General features: G+C 66.6%; 16 protein-coding genes. 10 read left to right on the top strand and 6 right to left on the bottom strand.

What is annotated here, in order from left to right; translation table 11 throughout:
• Positions 1-44 precede the first annotated feature (44 nt).
• Positions 45-2,171, top strand: coding sequence for a TonB-dependent siderophore receptor (locus tag MC381_RS01255; RefSeq protein ID WP_251975904.1), 2,127 nt, complete (start codon positions 45-47; stop codon positions 2,169-2,171).
• Between the two features lie 58 nt (positions 2,172-2,229).
• On the opposite strand, the gene MC381_RS01250 is transcribed toward MC381_RS01255, so the two are convergent.
• Positions 2,230-2,694, bottom strand: coding sequence for an Lrp/AsnC family transcriptional regulator (locus MC381_RS01250; RefSeq protein ID WP_251975903.1), 465 nt, complete (start codon positions 2,692-2,694; stop codon positions 2,230-2,232).
• Between the two features lie 133 nt (positions 2,695-2,827).
• On the opposite strand from MC381_RS01250, the gene MC381_RS01245 reads away from it, so the two are divergent.
• The 4 genes from MC381_RS01245 to MC381_RS01230 all read left to right on the top strand — a co-directional run bounded on the left by MC381_RS01245 (position 2,828) and on the right by MC381_RS01230 (position 9,952).
• Entirely contained in the window at positions 2,828-4,321 is a 1,494-nt protein-coding gene (locus MC381_RS01245; RefSeq protein WP_251975902.1) for an aminotransferase class V-fold PLP-dependent enzyme, read from the top strand.
• An 86-nt stretch (positions 4,322-4,407) separates the two neighbouring features.
• Positions 4,408-6,579, top strand: coding sequence for a hydantoinase/oxoprolinase family protein (locus MC381_RS01240; RefSeq protein WP_251975901.1), 2,172 nt, complete (start codon positions 4,408-4,410; stop codon positions 6,577-6,579).
• Positions 6,576-8,639 carry a hydantoinase B/oxoprolinase family protein gene (locus tag MC381_RS01235; protein WP_251975900.1) on the top strand — a complete coding sequence of 688 codons (2,064 nt, stop codon included), beginning with the start codon at positions 6,576-6,578 and terminating at the stop codon, positions 8,637-8,639. The genes MC381_RS01240 and MC381_RS01235 overlap by 4 nt, the downstream gene beginning before the upstream one ends.
• Positions 8,639-9,952: an MFS transporter gene (locus MC381_RS01230; RefSeq protein ID WP_251975899.1), complete on the top strand. Its 1,314-nt coding sequence runs from the start codon at positions 8,639-8,641 to the stop codon at positions 9,950-9,952. Before MC381_RS01235 ends, MC381_RS01230 begins: the two co-directional genes overlap by 1 nt.
• Positions 9,953-10,096: 144 nt before the next feature.
• Here MC381_RS01230 and pyrC read toward each other — a convergent pair whose 3' ends face one another.
• The 4 genes from pyrC to MC381_RS01210 form a co-directional block, all read right to left on the bottom strand.
• The gene (pyrC, locus tag MC381_RS01225; protein ID WP_251975898.1) at positions 10,097-11,149 is read right to left on the bottom strand and encodes a dihydroorotase; all 1,053 of its coding nucleotides are present in this window, start codon (positions 11,147-11,149) and stop codon (positions 10,097-10,099) included.
• 96 nt (positions 11,150-11,245) lie between these two features.
• Complete coding sequence (locus MC381_RS01220; protein WP_251975897.1) at positions 11,246-12,442, bottom strand: MFS transporter; 1,197 nt, start codon at positions 12,440-12,442, stop codon at positions 11,246-11,248.
• A 281-nt stretch (positions 12,443-12,723) separates the two neighbouring features.
• Positions 12,724-13,419, bottom strand: a complete 696-nt coding sequence (locus MC381_RS01215) for a hypothetical protein (protein ID WP_251975896.1) — start codon at positions 13,417-13,419, stop codon at positions 12,724-12,726.
• Between the two features lie 235 nt (positions 13,420-13,654).
• Positions 13,655-14,347, bottom strand: a complete 693-nt coding sequence (locus tag MC381_RS01210) for a hypothetical protein (RefSeq protein ID WP_251975895.1) — start codon at positions 14,345-14,347, stop codon at positions 13,655-13,657.
• 251 nt (positions 14,348-14,598) lie between these two features.
• On the opposite strand from MC381_RS01210, the gene gmk reads away from it, so the two are divergent.
• The 5 genes from gmk to thpR all read left to right on the top strand — a co-directional run bounded on the left by gmk (position 14,599) and on the right by thpR (position 18,974).
• Positions 14,599-15,264 (top strand): guanylate kinase, encoded by a 666-nt coding sequence (gmk, locus tag MC381_RS01205; RefSeq protein WP_251975894.1) that lies wholly within the window; start codon positions 14,599-14,601, stop codon positions 15,262-15,264.
• Positions 15,265-15,382: 118 nt separating this feature from the next.
• On the top strand, positions 15,383-15,640 hold the full coding sequence (gene rpoZ / locus MC381_RS01200) for a DNA-directed RNA polymerase subunit omega (protein ID WP_251975893.1): 258 nt from the start codon (positions 15,383-15,385) through the stop codon (positions 15,638-15,640).
• Between the two features lie 95 nt (positions 15,641-15,735).
• Entirely contained in the window at positions 15,736-17,880 is a 2,145-nt protein-coding gene (gene spoT, locus MC381_RS01195; RefSeq protein ID WP_251975892.1) for a bifunctional GTP diphosphokinase/guanosine-3',5'-bis pyrophosphate 3'-pyrophosphohydrolase, read from the top strand.
• A 118-nt stretch (positions 17,881-17,998) separates the two neighbouring features.
• A complete protein-coding gene (gene ridA / locus MC381_RS01190; protein WP_251975891.1) occupies positions 17,999-18,388 on the top strand; it encodes a deaminase RidA in 390 nt (129 codons plus the stop codon).
• Positions 18,389-18,443: 55 nt separating this feature from the next.
• Positions 18,444-18,974 carry an RNA 2',3'-cyclic phosphodiesterase gene (gene thpR / locus MC381_RS01185; protein WP_251975890.1) on the top strand — a complete coding sequence of 177 codons (531 nt, stop codon included), beginning with the start codon at positions 18,444-18,446 and terminating at the stop codon, positions 18,972-18,974.
• Positions 18,975-19,008: 34 nt separating this feature from the next.
• Here thpR and MC381_RS01180 read toward each other — a convergent pair whose 3' ends face one another.
• Positions 19,009-19,890, bottom strand: a complete 882-nt coding sequence (locus MC381_RS01180; protein WP_251975889.1) for an SDR family oxidoreductase — start codon at positions 19,888-19,890, stop codon at positions 19,009-19,011.
• Positions 19,891-20,146 lie beyond the last annotated feature (256 nt).

Genomic DNA, 20,146 nt, shown 5'->3' with positions numbered 1-20,146 from the left:
CTCTTGCCAAGATCGATCACCACGACACATTCCGGGAACCCAAGATGTCCTCGACGACTGTCCTCCCGCGCCTTGCGCCGCTCTCGCTGGCGCTGCTGGCGCCTCTCGCATCGCCGATCACCTACACCAATGCCTACGCCAACGCCGACGCCAACGATGCCGACCTCGACCCGGTGGTGGTCACTGCGACCACACTCGCCGACACGGGCTATCGGCCGAGCGCCTCGACGATAGCGACCGGTCGCGCGACCGACTTCCTGGCCGAGGCGCGTACCGTCGACGCGATCACCGCCCAGGTACTCGCGGACAGCGGCGCCGACTCCCTGACCGACGCCATGGCCTATGTCGCGGGCGTCACCCAGGCCAACACCATGGGCGGCACCGAGGCGGGCTTTATCAAGCGCGGCTTCGGCAGCAACAGCGACGGATCGATCCTGCGCGACGGCATCCGCCAGCCGCGCAACGTCTTTCCGCTGTTCACCACCGAGCGCGTCGAGGTGCTCAAGGGGCCTGGCTCGTTTCGCTACGGCATCCAGGAGCCCGGCGGGGTGATCAACCTGGTCAGCAAGAAGCCGCAATACGAATGGCAGCGCCATATCAGCGGCCAGGGCAGCTCCTTCGGCGGCGGCACTGCCAGCGTCGATGTCACCGGCCCGCTGGGCGACACCGGCGCGGCGTTTCGCGTCATCGTCGGCCAGCAGGACGAGGACTACTGGCGCAACTTCGGCAACAATCGCCAGACCGTGATCGCGCCGTCGCTGTCATGGGAGGACAACGACACCCGGCTGTGGCTCGCCTATGAGTATCGTGACTATGATCTGACGCTCGATCGCGGCACGGCCTTTGTCGATGGCCAGGCCGTCGATATTCCGCGCACACGCCGGCTGGACGAAGACTGGTCCGGCGTCGAAGGGCACGACCAGTCGTTTACCGCGCGCTGGGAGCAGGATCTCTCGCCGGCCTGGACCAGTCGCCTCACCTACGGCTGGAACCGTCGCCAGTACGACGACGGCCAGCCGCGCGTGCTCAGCGTCGATGAGGACGGCAATGCCAGCCGCCGTGCCGACGCCAACCACGGCTTCGACCGGCGCGTGATCTACACCGCCGCCGAGCTGCTCGGCGACATCGAACTGGCCGGGGTGCGCCACGAGATGACCCTGGGGCTCGACCACGAACGCCGCCGCGACTATCTCGCCGACCGCTATCTCGGCGAGACCGACACGATCTCCATCTACGATCCGGACGATGGCGATATCGATCTCGACGGCGCCACCTACCAGACCGGGCGCAGCCATCGGCTCGACGAAATCAACGCCACCGCTGCCTACATCGATGACAACCTCCACCTCGGCGAACGCTGGATTCTGGGCCTCGGCGGGCGCTACCAGTACACCGAACAGTACGGCGGCCAGGGGCGTCCTTTCGAAGTCGAGACCGATACCGACGACACCGTCTTCCTGCCCCACGCCAGCCTGCTCTACCGGATCGACCCGCGAACCTCGGCCTACGTGAGCTACAGCGAATCCTTCGTGCCCAACTCGCCGGACAGCGACAGCGGCCGGACCTTCGATCCCGAAGAAGGGCGCGGCTGGGAAGTCGGCCTGAAGCGACGCCTGCTCGGCGATCGCCTGGAAGCCTCGCTGGCCTGGTTCGACATTACCAAGGGGAACGTCGTCGTCAGCGACAACGGCACCTCGCGAGCCATCGGCAAGAGCGGGTTGCAGGGCGTGGAGCTCTCGTTGCAGGGGCAACTGACCGAGACTACCTCGCTGCTCGCCAACTACGCCTGGACCGACGCCGAGATTCTCGACGATGCCGACGGAGGCACCGAAGGCAACGAGCTGCCCAACGTCGCTCGTCATACCGCATCGCTGCTGCTGGCGCAGGCATTGCCGCTGAACCCGGACTACGGTCGCTGGCGGGTCGGCGGCGGCGTGCGCTACGTCGGTTCGCGCGCAGGCGACGACGCCAACAGCTTCACGCTCGACGACTACACCGTGGCCGACGCCTTCGTCGCCTGGGACAACGGCTGGCTGGGCGACGCCACCCATCTGCAGCTCAACATGAAGAATCTCTTCGACACCACCTACTACCCGTCGAGCGGCGGCAATACCCGTGTGGTGGTCGGCGAGCCGCTGGAGGTGACGCTGGGCGCCAGCGTGTCGTTCTAGGGAGCGGCGAGAGGTCAGCAAGAAAGCTGCGACAGCTCGGCAACCCGGGGCAACCCCGCTACAGCGACAGCGGGCGATTCTCGGCCAGCGCCTCCATGGCAAAGTAGGAGGTGACGGTGTCGATCTCGAAGCCGTCGATCAGGCGCTGGTAGACCCGGTCGAAGCCGGCGATGTCGCGGGTGACGATCTTGAGCAGATAGTCATAGTCGCCACTGATGCGGTAGAAGTCGCTGATCTCGTCAATGCCGAGCACATGCTCGCGAAAGGCGGTGAGCCAGTCGGCCGAGTGGCTGCGGGTGCGGATCATGGTGAACACCACCAGATCGATGCCCAGCGCCTCGCGGCCGATCACCAGCCGCGTCCCCTGGATAACGCCGGCTGACTCGAGCTGCTTCAGCCGCCGCCAGCAGGCGTTCTGGGAGAGATGGATGCGCTCGGCGAGCTCGCGCTGGGGAAGCGTCGGATGCGTTTGCAGCGTTCGCAGAATGGCGAGGTTGTAATGATCCAGCTTGACGCCTGTCATTCGTTCAAATTCTCCACAATCGGCATGATTCGTCGTCAATCTTACAACCTGTGAACGACGGCAGCTCTCGTATCATTAAGGTCGCATCGATCGGCTTCGCCGGCCGATTTCACCGACTGACAAGAGAGACACCATGTCCGCGCTGCACGCGTTCCGCGACTCCCTGGCCCATCCCGACGTTGTTGCCCGCCTGCGCGCCGGCGTGATCGGCGACGACGTCGAATTCGACACGCCCTTCGGCCGCCGGCGCCTGCTTTACGCCGACCACGTCGCTTCCGGACGCGCCCTGCGCCAGGTCGAGCGCTTTATCGCCGAACAGGTGCTGCCCTTCTATGCCAACTCGCATACCGAAGCCTCCTTCTGCGGCCAGGCGATGACCCGGCTGCGCGCCGAGGCGCGGGAGGTCGTGCGCGTTGAGGTCAACGGCGCGGGCTGCCACGTCGTCTTCAACGGCGCCGGTGCCACAGCGGGGCTCAATCGACTCGTGGCACTGCTCGGCATCGCCGCGCGGGTACGCGCCGGTGAACGGATAACCGTGCTGATCGGCCCCTACGAGCACCACTCCAACCTGCTGCCGTGGCGCGAGAGCGGCGCCGATCTCGTCGAGATCCCCGAAGCCGCCGCGGGCGGACCGGACCTCGACGCGCTGGCAGCGGCGCTCACGGCAGCGGCCGGCAGCGCCCTGATCGTCGGCAGCTTCTCCGCCGCCTCCAACGTCACCGGCACCCTCACCGACGTAGACGCGGTCACGCGCTGCCTGAAGCGTCACGGCGCGCTGGCGATCTGGGACTACGCCGGCGGCGCGCCCTACCTGCCGATGGACATGGCGCCGGCGGCGGACTGCGAGAAGGACGCCATCGTCTTCTCGCCGCACAAGTTCGTCGGCGGACCGGGCGCTTCCGGCGTGCTGGTGTTCCGCGACAGCGTGGTCCACGCCAACGCCCCGACCCAGCCGGGCGGCGGCACGGTCAGCTTCGTCTCGCCGTGGCAGCACCGCTACAGCGACCGGGTCGAAGCGCGCGAGGAGGGTGGCACGCCCAACGTGATCGGCGATATTCGCGCCGCGCTGGCACTGCTGGTCAAGGCCGCCGTGGGTGGCGATTTCATTCGCGAGCGCGACGCGGCCCTGCGCGAGCGGGCGCTGGCACGCTGGCAGGGCGAGCCGCGCCTGCGCCTGCTCGGCAACCCGGCGACACCAGCGCTGCCGATTTTCTCGTTCCAGGTGGAAGACGCACACGGCGCGCCGATTCACCACCAGCTCTTCACCCGCATGCTCTCCGACGTCTACGGTATCCAGGCTCGTGGCGGGTGCGCCTGCGCCGGGCCCTACGCCCATCGCCTGATGGCGATCGACGGCGATGCCTCCGAGGCGCTGCTGGCCAGGCTAGACAATGGCGAAGAGCTGGCCAAGCCGGGTTGGGTGCGGCTGAGCCTGCACTATCTGCATAGCGACGATCAGATCGAGCGAATTCTCGACGGTGTGCTGGCACTGGCCTGCGATGCCTCGCGCTGGACGAGTCGCTATGTGGCCGATCCGCGTACCGCCCGTTTCCGCGTCGAGAATGCGGAAGAGACAAACAACTACATGACTGAGGTAGAATGCGCCTCTACCGAGCGGCCGACCTGAACACATCGGCCGCTCATCGACACCCGATTCGATGACCGGCGACGACGCCACGCGCGCGCCGGGATAGCCCCGGCCGGAGATGACACTTGGCTCCTTCTGACATGGCCCAGAACGACAACAACTTCCGCGTCGGCATCGATGTCGGCGGCACCTTCACCGATTTCGTGCTGTTCGACCCCAGCGGCCGACAGGCACCGATCTTCCACAAGGAGCCGAGCACGCCGGCCGACCCGGCGCAGGCCGTGGGCAACGGCCTGGCCCGGCTGATCGCCGAGCAGGCACTGCCGCCGTCGGCCATCGCCGCGATCCAGCACGGCACCACCATCGGGCTCAATGCGATCATCCAGCGGCGCGGCGCGCGGGTCGGACTGATCGTGTCGGAAGGTTTCCGCGACATTCTCGAGATCGGCCGCGCGCGCATGCCGTCGTCATTCGACTTCCACGCCACTCGCGAGACGCCGCTGATCCCGCGCGAGAACGTGCTCGAGATCGGCGCCCGCTTCGACCGCGACGGCGCGATCACGCGCTGGCCCGACGCCGCCGAGATCGAGCGCGTCGCCGCCGACCTGGCCGCGCTCGACGTCGACGCCGCCGTGCTCATGCTGATCAACGGCTATCTCCAGCCGGAGCAGGAAACCGAACTCGCCGCCGCGCTTGCGCGCCACGGCAGCACGATCAGCGTGCTCTCCGCCGCCCAGACCTGGCCGGAAATTCGTGAATACGAGCGCACCATGGCGGCGGTGCTGAACGCCTATATCCAGCCGCTGATGGATCGCTACTTCGCGCGCCTGACCGAGCTGATCGGCGAGCTCGGCATCGACGCCCCGCTGCTGGTCACCACCTCCAACGGCGGCTCGATGTCGCTGGCGACGGCGCTGGCGCGGCCGATCGACACCGTGCTTTCCGGCCCCGCCTCGGGCGTGGTCGCGGCGATTCGCCTGGGCAACGAGGCGGACGTCTCGCGCTTGGTCACCTTCGACATGGGTGGCACCAGCAGCGATATCGCGGTCTCCCAGGCGCGCGCGCCGGAGATGGTCACGCGCACGGAAATCGGCGGCATGCCGCTGGTGGTACCGGTGGTCGGCGTCTCCGCCATCGGCGCCGGTGGCGGCTCCAAGGTCTGGGTCGACGAACTCGGCGTGCTCAAGGTCGGCCCGGAGAGCGCCGGCGCCGATCCCGGTCCGATCGCCTACGGCCGTGGCGGTACCGAACCGACGGTGACCGACTGCTACCTGACCCTCGGTGTGCTCGATGCCGAGGTCTTCGCCGGCGGCACCATGACGCTCGACACCCGCGACGTCTCGCAGGCCCTGGAAGCGGTCGCCGCGCGTCTGGCGATGAGCGGCGAAGACGCCGGCGTGCGCGCCGCCGCCGGCGCGCTCGAGATCGCCACCGCGCAGATGGCCGCGGAGCTGCGCAAGGGGCTGGCGCAGCGCGGCCTGGACCCGGCCGACTTCACGCTGGTGCCGTTCGGTGGCGCGGGTCCGACCCACGCCAACTGGCTGGCGGCGGAAGCGGGCCTGCCGCGCGTGATGGTGCCGCTGCAACCGGGTACCTTCTGCGCCCTGGGCGCGGCGACCGCCGACCTGCGCCGCGACTTCGTACGCAGCCTGCGCGTGACGCTGGATGACGAGGCCGCCGGCGAGATCACCAACCGCTGGGCGACGATGATCGACGAGGCCCGCGACTGGCTGGCCGATCAGGGCTTCGAGAGCGCTGACGGCGACGATGTTCAGCTGCTGCCCGCGCTGGACATGCGCTACGCCGGCCAGGCCTACGAGCTCAATGTCGCCTTCGCCGCCGACCGCCTGGCCGAGCTCGATGCCGCCACCCTGCGCGAAGCGTTCCACCGCGAGCACGAGCTTCATTATGGTTTTCGAGATGAGGGCTTTCGTGATGAAGGCTTCGGGAATGACGAGGGCCGCGACCAGCCCACGCCGATCGAGGTCTCGACCATCCGCCTGGCCGTGGTCGGCCGGCTGGTCGACGCGACCAGCCCGTCGCGCTTCGCCGGCGAAGGCGTCACGCCGCGCACGCATCGTCGCCTCTTCCTGCATGGCGAGTGGCACGAGGCCGCCATCTACGCCCGCGCCGAGCTGGGCGCCAATGATCGCTTTGCCGGGCCGGCCATCGTCGAACAGGACGACACCACCGTGGTGATCCTGCCCGGCTGGCACGCCCGCGTCGACGCCCTGGGCAACCTGCATCTCGCCGCCGATGCCGACGAGTCTTTCGCTGACGAGGAGCCGCGCGCATGAAACTCGACCCCATCACGCTGGAGATCCTCGGCAACAAGCTGACCGCCATCGCCGAGGAGATGTGCCTGACGCTGCAGCGCACCGGGCGCACCCTCTACGTCAAGGAGACCGCCGACTTCTGCTGCGCGCTGGTCGGCCTCGACGGGCGTTTCTTCGCCTACCCGCGGGCGCTCGGCGTCTCCGGCTTCGTCGGCCTCGACTGTACGGCGACGCTCGCGGCCGCGCGCGAACGCTACGGCGATCTCGAGCCCGGCGACGTGATCCTGACCAACGATCCCGCGCGCTCCGGCGGCCTGGCAACGCACCTGCCCGACCTGCACATTCTCGAGCCGTTCTTCCATGACGGCGAGATCGTCGCCTACGGCTGGGGCTTCCTGCACGCGTCCGACGTCGGCGGCAAGGTGCCGAGCAGCATCTCGCCGACCAACCACGAGATCTATCAGGAAGGCCTGCAGATCCCGCCGGTGAAGATCATGCGTGCCGGCGAGCTGAACGAGGACGTGGCCGCCCTGCTGCGCGCCAACTCGCGTACGCCGGAGGCCAACATGGGCGATCTGCGCGCGATGATCGGCGCTGTCGGCACCGGCCGCGAGCGGCTTCGCCAGACCATCGCCCAGCACGGCGTCGCCGCCCTGCTCGATGTCCAGCGCGACCTGGTCGAGTACGCGGCGCGGCGCGGCAGTGCGGTGCTGGCGAAGGTGCCCGAAGGGACCTACCGCTTCAGCGACTTTCTCGACGACGAAGCCGGCAGCGGCGCGCCCGTGCGTATCGCGCTGGCGGTGACGCTGGCCGACGGCCGTATCCATCTCGATTTCACCGGCAGCGACCCGCAGGTGGCCGCGGCGATCAATATTCCGAGCCACGGCCGGCCGCACGCCTGGCTGACGCTGCGCGTCCTCGCCCTGATGGTCACGCTCGATCCGGGTATTCCGATCAACGGCGGGCTGCTGGCGCCGATCGACGTCACCGCCCCCAAAGGCAGTCTGGTCAATCCGCTGCCGAACGCCGCCGTCGGGGTTCGTCACGCCGCCGCCGTACGCGTCAACGATGCGCTCAACGGCGTGCTCGGCCAGGCGCTGCCGGAGACGATGCCGGCGGCCAGCGGCGGTACCATCATTCCGGTGGTGATTGCCGAGCCGGCGCGCCATGGTGGCGGCCAGAACGTCCAGGTGGTCGAGCCGATGGTCGGCGGCACCGGCGGCCGCGCGGGCTTCGACGGCGCCGACGGCCGCGACAGCAGCATCTCGAACCTCTCCAACAACCCGGTGGAGACGGTGGAAGCCGAAACCGAACTGGAGATCGTCCGCTACGGCCTGCGCGAAGACTCCGCCGGTCCGGGCCAGTGGCGTGGCGGCAGCGGCCAGATGCTGCGCTTTCGCATCCGTGGCGCGCAGGGGCACGTGCTCGCGCGGGGCATGGAGCGCCTGACCTTCCGCCCCTGGGGTAGCCAGGGCGGTGGCGCCGGCGAACCCGCGCGTCTCGAACTGCACCGGGCCGGCGAAGCGCCGCGATCGCTCGGCAAGATCGACATGCTTGCCGTGGCCGAAAACGACGAAATCGCGCTCTACACGCCGGGCGGCGGCGGCTGGGGGCATCCTTTCGACCGCGAACCCGAGGCGGTACTGGCCGACGTGCGGCGCGGGCTGGTCTCGCGGGACGCCGCGCGCCGCGACTACGGCGTCGCCGTCATCGCTGACGCCAGTGGGCGCGCCTCGGTCGACGACGCCGAAACCGAGGCGCTGCGCCGTGACCGCCCGACGCCGAGTGCCCTCGGTACCGAACGCGAGCGCTGGGATGCCGTGTTCTCGCCCGCGCGACTCGATCGCCTGCACCACGCGCTGTTCGCCTTGCCGGCAGTCCAGCGTCGGACGAGCCGTCAGGCCGTCCTCGATGCCGCGCTGGCCGAACTGCCGTCGGCCTTTCCGCGGGAAGGCGCGATAGATGACGCACTCGCGCACGCGGCGTCACGTTTCGACGCGGCACTCATCTCGCTCGAGGCCACGCTCGCCAACCCCGCAGCCGACCTCGGCGATCTCTCAACCTCGACTCGGAGCTCCTGATGCGCGACGCCGCCTCTCCCCACGACGCCGACGCCAGCCAGCGCCGCCGCGCGATCGTGGCCACCGTGATCGGCAACGGTCTCGAGTGGTTCGACTACACCGTCTACAGCTTCTTTGCCGCGATCATCGCGACGCAGTTCTTCCCCAGCGACGACGAGATGACCTCGCTGCTGCTGGCGCTCGGCACCTTCGGTGTCGGCTTCGTGATCCGCCCGTTCGGCGGCATCCTGCTGGGGATCTATGCCGACCGCGTCGGACGTCGGCCGGCGTTGATGCTCACCATCATGCTGATGGCGGGCGCGACCCTGCTGATCGGTATCGCCCCGACCTACGAGCAGATCGGGGTGTGGGCGCCCATCCTGATCGTCATCGCGCGTCTCGCCCAGGGGCTCGCCGCGGGCGGCGAGATGGGCAGCGCCGCGGCGTTTCTGACCGAGCACGCCCCGCTCAAGCGCAAGGCGTTCTATGCCAGCTGGATCCAGTCGAGCATCGGCGTGGCGATCCTGCTCGGCGCGGCCAGCGGGACGCTTTTGAGCCTGGCGATGTCGACCGAGTCGCTGCACGCCTGGGGCTGGCGCATGCCGTTCATCCTCGGCGCACTCGCCGGGCCGCTCGGGTTCTATATACGCCGGCGGCTCAAGGAGCCCGGCGTGCTCAAGGCCGACGAGCGATCGCACTCGCCGCTGGCGGAGATCGTGCGCCGCTATCCCCGCGAGACGCTGGTCAGCTTCTCGCTGGTGGCGCTGTGGACGGTCTGCTCCTACGCGATCCTCTTCTATCTGCCGAGCTACTCGCAGCGCTTTCTCGAGCTGCCGGAGCGCGTCGGCTTCGCCGGCGGGATGCTCGGCGGCTGTGTGCTCGCACTGTGCACGCCGATCGCCGGTCATCTCGCCGACCGCACCGGCCGTCGGCCGTGGCTGATCGGCTCGTCGCTCGCCATCCTCGTGCTGATCTATCCGATGTTCGCGATGATCAACCACTTCCCCGGCCTGGGCTCGCTGCTGCTCTGCGAGCTGATCCTGGGGATCGCGATCTCCGGCTACACCGGTGTGGTGGTGGTGACCTTCTCCGAGATCCTGCCGCCACGGGTGCTCTCTACCGGGCTCTCGATCGCTTATAACCTGGCGGTAATGCTGTTCGGCGGTTTCGCCGGCTTCATCATCACCTGGCTGATCGATGTTACCGGCAACCCGATGGCGCCGGCGTTCTACGTCATGTTTGCCGCCGCCGTGAGTCTCGCCGGCTCGACGCTGGTCCGCGAGCCCGAGCATCTACGCAAGGGCGCGATGCTCACCGAGGCCACCGCGAACTGATCGGCGTTTCGAACTGATGGACGCCACGACCGCCAAAACGGTTCACTGGCAAAAACAAACGGCCCGCCAACGCGATGTTGGCGGGCCGTTGGCTTATCTGGACAGGCGTTCTCGGCGTGGCGTCTCCGGGCCGACGACCAAACGTCAGTCGTCGCGCGTCGCCTGCCAGGTCAGCGACTCACCGGCCTGGTAGGGCACGAAGGTGTTATCGCCCGTACCGACCGACGCGGCCACCGGCGTCGGCTGGCGCGTCAGCGTGACCGTGCCCTCGTTCAGCGGCAGGCCGTAGAAGCGCGGGCCGTTCTCCGAGCAGAACGCCTCGAAGTGTTCGAGCGCCCCTTCCTGCTCGAACACGTCGGCGTAGACGGAGAGCGCGGCCTCGGCGTTGAAGACGCCGGCACAGCCGCAGGCGGTCTCCTTGGCCGCGGTGACGTGGGGCGCGGAGTCGGTGCCAAGGAAGAAGCGCGGATGACCGCTGGCGACGGCCTGGCGCAGCGCGCGCTGATGCTCCTGGCGCTTCAGGATCGGCAGGCAATAGAGGTGCGGGCGAATGCCACCGACCAGCATGTCGTTGCGGTTCTGCGCCAGATGCTGGGGGGTCAGCGTGGCGCCGAGGAATTCATCGCCTTCGAGCACGAACTGGGCGGCGTCTTTCGTCGTGATATGTTCGAACACCACCTTGAGCTCGGGGAACTGGCGGCGAATGTCGCTCATCACTTCGTCGATGAAGACCTTTTCGCGATCGAAGATATCGATCTCGCCACGCGTCACTTCGCCGTGGACCAGCAGCGGCATGCCGATACGCTGCATCGTCTCCAGCAGCGGGTAGACATCGCTGATGCGCTTCACCCCGTGCTGGGAGTTGGTGGTGGCATTGGCCGGATAGAGCTTGGCCGCGGTGAAGAGGCCTTCGGCGTGCCCGCGCTCGAGCGTCTCTGCCGCCACGCTTTCGTTGAGATAGCAGGTCATCAGCGGGGTGAAGTCGTGGCCGGCCGGTAGCGCCGCGAGAATACGTTCGCGATAGGCCGTACCCGCTTCGAGCGTCGTGACCGGCGGCACCAGGTTGGGCATGATGATGGCGCGGCCGAAAATGGCACTGGTGTACGGCAGCACCGTCTCGGTGACCGCACCGTCACGCAGATGGAGATGCCAGTCGTCGGGGCGGCGAATGGTAAGCGTATCGGGCGAGGCGGTCATCGGGCACTCCTGAAGATCGGCGGCGGGAAGCCAGGGTTGGCAACGAACGCCGACATGATACCAGAGCGCCCGATGCCACGGGCCGGCGACACACGCTCAGGCCGTTGCGCCAGCCCTGCCGGACCGATGCAACAGCAGCATGGCAACCACACAGAGCAGCGCCACCAGCCCGGCGAAGATCAGTCCGGTGAGCTGAAGCGAGACGAGACTGGCCATGAGGCCGATACCGATCACCGGGACGGAAATCGCCACGTAGGCCACCACGAAGAAGGTCGAGACAACCGCCGCCTTGCGCTCGGCCGGGCTGGCTGCCGCCACGGCACCCAGCCCGGCACGGAAGGCGATGCCCTGACCGACACCGGCGACCGCCGGGCCAAGCAGAAAGCCGGCGAGGGTCTCGGCCGCCATGCCCCAGGCCAGCAGCAATACCCCGACCAACAGTACGCCGCAGCCGATCGGCAGGCGCTTCGCGCTCGGGAGCCTCTCCTGCAGCATCTGTCCCCCGGTCGAGGCGATGAACAGAAGACCGGCGACCACACCGATCAACAGCGGGTTGTGATGACCGAGCTCGCCGCCGACGAAGGCCGGCGTGACCGAGGTCGCGAAACCGCACACCATGAACCCGGCGAAGGCGGCGGTCGCTGCGGGCACGAAGACACCGCGGACTTCCGCCGGCACCTGGGGGCGCTGCACGCGCAGGCGTACCCGCGCCGGCCTCTCGACTGTCTCCGGCGCGTACCAGAGGCAGGCGATCGCCAACAGCGCCAGGGCCAGGTGGACGAGATAGGGGACAACCAGCGGCAGCGGCAAGGCTAGCGCCAGAGCGCCGGCCAGCATCGGCCCGAGCCCCAGCCCGCCCATGTTCGCCGCGGTCGCCACCAGCGTACCGCCCCGTTTCCAGCGCTCGGGCGCCAGCTCCATCACCGCGACGGTCGCGGTACCGGTGAAGATACCCGCCGAGATTCCCGAAAACACCCGCCCCAACAGCATCATGGCGAGCCCGTCGGCCTGCCAGAAGACCAGATCGCTCAGTGCCGACAACAGCAACCCGGCCAGCAGCATCGGCCGTCGACCGAGCTGATCCGACCAGCGCCCGGCAATCAGCAACGCCGCGATCACGCCCGCGGCGTAGACCGCGAAGATGACGGTAATGGTCAGCTGCGAGAAACCGAACTGCTGCTGGTAAAGCGGATAGAGCGGCGTCGGCATCGTGGTGCCGATCATCACGGTGGCAAAGGCCAGCGCCGCCCCGAGAAAGGGGCCGACGCGGCGCGACGGGTCAACGGTACGCATGCGCATCCTTGCGGCTGTAAAACGGATAGGTGGCATCATCGCGTTCTCCGAGCGCGATGACACCCCTCGAAAGCGATGCCTCTCGAAAGTGATCCCTTCGAACGAAGAGTTCCACTATAGCGGCTGCTCAGCGACAAGAAAGCAACACGTCAGAAGACGCATGTCGCCACGGCAGCCGTGACACCAGAAGGCAGAGACGCCGGGGCAAGGCGCGGACGACCAATGCGGAGAGGCGACGCGGAAAGCGACCGGCCCTGGATCTGGCCGCTTCCGCACAACGCTCAGAAGGTGTATTCCAGCCCCAGCACGACCACGGGATAGACCGAATACTTGTCGAGTTCGTCCTGCACGTCCTGCTCCTCCTCGTCGGCGTAGCGCTGCAGCAGCGCATTGACCGTGGGATGACTGGTGCGCGTGCGCGGCGACAGCGAGACCTCCGGATTGATCAGGAAAGCGCCCGCCTCGGCATAGAATCCCAGCCCCTCGCGGGAGGTACTTCTCCAGCCGATGCCGAGATAGGGCTCGATCCCGTCGGAAAGCTCGGCGTGACCATCCAGGCCAATCAGGTCGTCGGTGGCGACGACATTCCCGTTTCCCAGCGTCACGCTCGGAGGTAGGCCATCTCGCGAATTGGGACGACCAACCGCGCGCAGTTGGATATCCGGACGCACGGCACCCGCCGACAGGAAGAAACCGCTGTCGACCCACGGATAGATATCGAGCTTCAGGCTATAGATATCCGCCTCGATGTCGCCAAAATAGTCGATACCGCTGACTTCGCGATCGAGGTCATCGTAGGTGAAACCGCTATAGCCCGTGGTCAGGGCGAAGTGATCGGCAAACCGCCAGCTGACGTTACCGCCAAACCCGATCGTGCCCGCCGTCGCGGCGAGTGACCAGTTGTCCGCCGCCATGGCCGGCGTCTGGATGCCGAAACCGGCGATCCCCAACAGAAAGCAAAGTCTCAATCGCTGCATGAATCCCCCGAGTGTTCTCTTATCGATAGATGATCGTCGACCTCTCCCTGTACGACGGGTCGATAATCATCTGAATCTCGCGTCAGCCATGAGCCGATAAGAGAACCTTTCGGGGGGTATTTCAGCGCCGGCTTATCCAAGCAGGGCATCTCGAGAGAACAGCTCGAGAGAGCGTCTTAAGAGCGTTTCTTGAGAGAATGCCTCGAGATATCGTCCTGCCTGATGCTAGCTGCCGTCAGAACGTGTACTGCACACCCAGCACGACCACGGGATAGACGTCGTACTTGTCGATCTCGTCGCGCACATCGGCTTCCTCAGCTTCCACGTAGCGCCGCAGCAGCGCATCGCCGCGGGGGTCGCCGGTCGAGGCGCGCGGCGACAGCGAGACGTCGGGGTCGACCCAGAACGCGCCCGCCTCAGCGTAGAAGCCGAACCCTTGCCGCGCGCTGGAGCGCCAGCCGATGCCGAGATAGGGCTCGAGGTTATCGGAGACTTCACCTCGGGCATCCACGCTGGCGAGCTCGTTGATGTCGATGACCCGGCCATCATCCAGCGTGACGCTGTCCGGTACCCAGGTGGGCAGGCCGAGACGCCCGATGGCGGTAATCTGTATGTCGGGGCGCACAAGCCCCGCGGAGAGGAAGAAGCCACTGTCGGGGCTAGGATAGATATCGAGCTTCAGGCTATAGATGTCGGCATCGACATCGCCGCGATACTCGACATCGTTGATCTCGCGATCGAGACCATCGTAGGTGAAACCGCTGTAACCGGCCGTGAGCGCAAAGTGCTCCGAGAAACGCCAGCTCACGTTGCCGCCGATGCCGGTGGTCCCCAAGCCAGCCGCCAACGACCATTGGTCTGCCAGCAGCGGCTCGCCGCAGCCGATACTGCCGACGCCGATCAGGGTGGAAAGCAGTTTCTGACGCATGGCTTGCCCTCGCAGTGGCTCGGTATGTCACGAAAAAGTGTTTCCTTATCAACATTGGGAAACAAAACTTTCGCGTTTTCCGCTGAGACCGCGGATAGGAAATACCTAGCAAACTGCGACTGATGACACTGCCTTAAATCCCTCATCCTGCCAGGATGGCGAAAATGGTCGGGAGGGGTCGGATCGCCCACGGTGAGCGCGTTTCATGGCATACTGTCGGGCTTCACGCATTCCCGAACGGTCGTCCTGTCATGTCGCACGCTTTCTCGACATCCCCGACGCCGGCAACTGCCGGCGCGCGGGGCACGCTCTACATCGTTTCTGCCCCCTCCGGCGCCGGCAAGACGAGCCTGGTTCGCGCGCTGCTGGAACGCAACGACGCCATCGGCGTCTCGGTCTCCCACACCACGCGGGCCATGCGTCCGGGCGAGGCCGATGGCGTCAATTACCATTTCGTGACGCCGGAGACGTTCGAGGCGATGGTGGAACGCGGCGAGTTCTTCGAGCACGCGCGGGTCTTCGACCGCCACTACGGCACGTCGCGGGTCGAGGTGGAGAAGCGTCTGGCGCTGGGTGAAGACATCATCCTGGAGATCGATTGGCAGGGTGCCCGCCAGATCCGCGAGCTGGCTCCGGACGCCGAATCGATTTTCATCCTGCCGCCTTCCCAGGCGGCACTGCGCGAGCGGCTCGCCGGACGCGGTACCGACGACGACACGGTCATCGAACGGCGCATGCGCGATGCAGTCAGCGAGATGTCGCACTACGACGAGTACGAGCATGTGGTGATCAACGACAGCTTCGAACACGCCCTGACCGAGCTCGAATGCATCGTGCACGCGCGTCGCTCGCGACTCGACAGCGTCCAACGGCGTCATGCGACGCTGATCCAGGAGCTGCTTCACGGCCCGGCCTGAACGCCGGCGGAATGCTTGTCAGCAGCGCGAGCGCTACCGTAGACTGTACGGTCCCGCATAAACCCGAAAATGGCAGTATGGCGGCCGTTTTCCTCACTTTCGCAGCAGGGCTTTCACCATGGCACGAGTGACCGTTGAAGATTGTCTGGACCACATCGAGAACCGTTTCAAGCTGGTGATGATCTCCTCCCAGCGTGCACGTCAGCTCTCCCGCGGCTCTCGCGACGCACTGCTGCCGTGGGAAAACGACAAGCCGACCGTGATGGCGCTGCGCGAGATTGCCACTGGTCAGATCGACGACAGCATCCTGGACGAGCCGGTCGAAGCCGCACCGCCGCGCCCGCGCCCCGAGCCGAGCCAGGACTTCGATATCTGAAGCACGGAGTCCGCCGGCGGCCTCGACGCCGGCCGGCGGGTTCCTGCGAATAGGTCTTCCCACCTGCGGACAGGTCTTCACCATAGGCGCGCTGCATGTTCACCATCGATGATCTGGCCGATCGTCTCGGCGGCTATCTTCCCAGCGACGAGATCCAGCAGGTCAGGCGCGCCTTCTATTACGCCGAACAGGCCCACGACGGCCAGAGTCGCCGCTCCGGCGAACCCTACGTCACCCATCCGCTCGCCGTCGCCAATATCCTCGCCAACATGCACATGGACCATCAGAGCCTGATGGCCGCGATGTTGCACGATGTGATCGAGGACACCGGCATTACCAAGGATGCGCTGGCGGCACAGTTCGGCGAAGCGGTCGCGGAACTGGTCGACGGCGTCTCGAAGCTGACCCAGATCACCTTCGAGGACAAGGCGGTCGCCCAGGCCGAAAACTTCCAGAAGATGGTCATGGCGATGTCGCAGGACATCCGCGTGATCATCGTCAAGCTCGCCGATCGTCTGCACAACATGCGCACGCTCGGCGCGCTGCGCCCGGACAAGAAGCGCCGCATCGCCCGCGAGACGCTGGAGATCTACGCCCGTATCGCCGGCCGGCTGGGCATCAACACCATTCGCGTCGAGCTCGAGGATCTCTCCTTCCAGGCGATCCACCCGATGCGCGCCGAGCGCATCAAGCGCGCGGTGGCCCGGGCACGCGGCAATCGCCGTTCGACCATGCGCCAGATTCAGGACAGCCTGCAGCGTCGCCTCGACGAGGACGACCTGGTCGGCAGCGTGGTCGGTCGCCAGAAGCACCTGCTGTCGATCTATCGCAAGATGCACGACCAGCGCAAGCCGTTCGCCGAGATCATGGACGTGTTCGGCTTCCGCATCATCACCGACAGCGTCGACAACTGCTATCGCATCCTTGGCGCGGTGCACAACCTCTACAAACCGGTCCCCGGGCGCTTCAAGGACTACATCGCGATCCCCAAGGCGAACGGTTACCAGAGCCTGCACACGACGCTGTTCGGCCCCAGCGGCATGCCGATCGAGGTGCAGATCCGCACCCGCGAGATGGAAGCGATGGCCAACAATGGCATCGCCGCCCACTGGCTCTACAAGGCGGGCCAGACCGAGCGGCCGATCGCCGTCGGCAGCCATGCCCGCGCCCGCGAATGGGTGCGGGGGCTACTCGAGATGCAGCGCCACGCCGGCGATTCGCTGGAGTTCATCGAGCACGTCAAGAACGACCTGTTCCCGGATGATGTCTACGTCTTCACCCCCAAGGGCGACATCATGGAGCTGCCACAGGGGGCGACGGCGGTCGACTTCGCCTACAGCGTGCACACCGATATCGGCAACAGCTGCATTGCCTGCCGCATCGATCGCCATCTGGCGCCGCTGTCGACACCACTGGAGAGTGGCCAGACGCTGGAGATCATCACCGCACCGGGCGCACGGCCGAATCTCGCCTGGCTCAACTTCGTGGTCACCGCCAAGGCGCGCTCGGCCATCCGCCATGCGCTCAAGAATCAGCAGCGCAGCGAAGCTATCCAGCTCGGCCGGCGCCTGCTCAATCGCGCCCTTGGCGGTTTCGAGACTAGCCTGGAGAATCTGCCGACCAGCCGCCTCGCGGCGCTGCTGGAAGAGCTCGACCTGAAGAGCGAGGACGACCTGCTCGAGACTATCGGCCTGGGCACGCGACTGGCGCACGCCACCGCACGCCGTCTGGTGGACAACGCGCTGACCGGCGACGACAAGAGCAGCGCAGAGACCACGACGACTTCGCCGCACAATGGGCCGATCGTGATCAACGGCTCCGAGAGCATGGCGATCAGCTTCGCCCGCTGCTGTCACCCGCTCCCCGGCGACCCGGTGATCGGGCACTTGTCGATCGGCAAGGGAATCGTCGTCCACCGGCACGACTGTGGTAACCTCGAGGAGTTGCGCGACGATCCCGACAAGCTGGTCTCGCTGAGCTGGTCGAAGCAGATCGACCAGGACTTCCCGGTGCCACTGCGCATCGAGGTGGAAACCCGGCGCGGCCTGATCGCCGAGCTCGCGAGCCTGATAACCGATGCCGATGCCAACATCGAACGCATCGGCATCGAAGAGCGCGACGCGCGCCTGTCGATCGTCAACCTGACCATTCTGGTCAAGGGTCGCATCCATCTGGCGCGGATCATCAAGCGCCTGCGCAATCTGAACCATATCGGCCGCATCGTCCGCGCCCGAAACTGATTCGACATGACTGCCCTGCCGCGGCAACCGCGGCAGGGCGTCGTTTTTTTCATATCGCCGACAGGCTGAAACGGCGATCATCGAAAAAAATTAGACAACTAACGCTGGAGGGTACGCTATGAGCAACAAAGCCGTGATCAATACCGACAATGCGCCGGCCGCCATCGGCCCCTACTCGCAGGCGATCAAGTCGGGCAACACGGTCTATCTGTCGGGTCAGATTCCGCTGGACCCGGAGAGCATGGAGATCGTTTCGCAGGATTTCGAAGCGCAGGCGCGTCAGGTCTTCACCAATCTCGCCGCCGTCTGCCGCGAGGCCGCCGGTTCGCTGCAGGATATCGTCAAGCTCAACCTCTACCTGACCGACCTCGACAACTTTGCCGTGGTCAATCGGGTCATGGAAGAGTTCTTTCAGGCGCCGTATCCCGCCCGTGCCGCCGTCGGCGTCCGCCAGCTGCCCAAGGGTAGCCAGGTCGAGGCAGAAGCCGTGATGGTCATCGGCGACTGACAGCGCCAGCGACACCCGCGGTGACACGCCGCGGCGTGTCACCGGGCGCGATGCCATGTCCCGACTCTTCCTGGCCCTGTGGCCCGACGCTGACAGCCGTCGGGCACTGGCTGCCGAGGCGGCCCGCCTGGCGCCGGTATGCGGTGGCGCACCGCTGCCCGCCGACAACCTGCATATCACCCTCGCCTTTCTGGGTCGGGTCGATGACGCCCGGCAAGCCACGCTTCGCCACCTGACGGCCGACTGGAGCCCCCCGGCCGGCGAGTGGAGACTCGACCGCCTTGGACACTTCCCCGGGCCACGCATCGTCTGGGCCGGCGGGGATATCCCGGCTGCGCTGATGCAATGGCATGATGCCCTGTGGCGCACGCTCGCCGCTCACGGCTTCACCCCGCCGCGCAAATTCATTCCGCACGTCAGTCTGGTTCGGGGTGCCGAACGCCCCGCGCCGGACTACCGCCTGGAACACCCCGTGCGCTGGCCTTTCGGTCGACTGACGCTCGTGGTATCGACGCCGGGCGAAGCCGGTTCGCGCTACCGGACCCTGGGTCGCAGTCGTGCCCCGATGGCACACGACCGCGACTGAGCACCCGACGGCGATTGGCCGCTGCGATTCGGCGTCAGGCCTTGGCTTTCTCGGGTTTCAGGAAGCCGCCCTGGGCGAGAACATCCTCGTAGCCTTCACGGAAGGTGGGATATTGGAAGGTGTAGCCGGACGCGAGCAGGCGCGCATTGTGGCAGCGCTTGCTCGAGCGACGCCGCAGTGGCGACTGGATGACATCGCTGGGCTCGACCTTGATGCGCCCCGCGATCCACTGCATCACCTCGTGCAGCGGCGCCGACTCGCAGTCGCTGGCAAGATAGACGGCATCGATCGGCTCACCGTTCAGCACGCGCTGGATCAGGTGAGCCAGGACACCGGCACAGTCATCCCGATGGATGCGGTTGGAGTACATCGGCGGCGTCGCGGCGGCGATCCGGCCCTCGCCGACCTGTCGGATCAGACGATCGCGCCCGGGGCCGTAGATGCCGGAGAAGCGCACCACGGTGCCCGGCAGCTCATGCGCGAGCAGCGTCTGCTCCGCCTGGAGCATCAGCGTGCCGGAGAAGCCGTTGGGCTCGGTTGGCGAGGTCTCGTCGACCGTCTCGCCGCCCTGCTGACCGTAGACACTGGTCGAGGAGACGAAAAAGACGCGTTCGGGCACGCGATCACGCGTCTCGAAGGCCTTGATCACCGCCTGCAGCCCCTGTGGATAGGCAGCCTCGTAGGCCGACTCCTCGAATCGGTCCGCGGTCACCGCGTAGACGATGATGTCGACATCGGGCAGCTCGGCGAGCGCCGCGTCGTCGTTCACATCCAGCGCAACCGCCTCGATGCCGGTACCCTCGAGCGCGGCCACATTGCGGCGCGCACCGATCACCCGATGACCGGCCTCGACCAACTGTCTTCCGAGCCGGGTGCCGATGTCACCGCAGCCGAGAATTAACGTCGTTTTCTTCACCTTTCCCTAGCCTCTTGGTAAAACGTCCTTGATGATGAGCGTGCGGACAAGGCGCGGTGCGAAGGCAGAGGACGTCATCCTGATGACGTCGGTGCCGGCCGTACCGGATCCGAGAGCCTCGATATCCCTGTCGAGAGACGCATTGACTGCCTGTCAATCGCGCCCGGTAGAGACGGACATCGCATGCTCCGGCCACTGCCTTGTCGGCCTTTCACGAATCGTTCGTGAAGACGCCAGTAACCTCGAGAATCACGTC

It is taken from the genome of Salinicola avicenniae, assembly GCF_023736115.1.
Taxonomy (GTDB): Bacteria; Pseudomonadota; Gammaproteobacteria; order Pseudomonadales; family Halomonadaceae; genus Salinicola; species Salinicola avicenniae.
The sequence above is the reverse complement of the archived record's forward strand: the minus strand, read 5'-3'. Positions and strand labels throughout refer to the sequence as shown.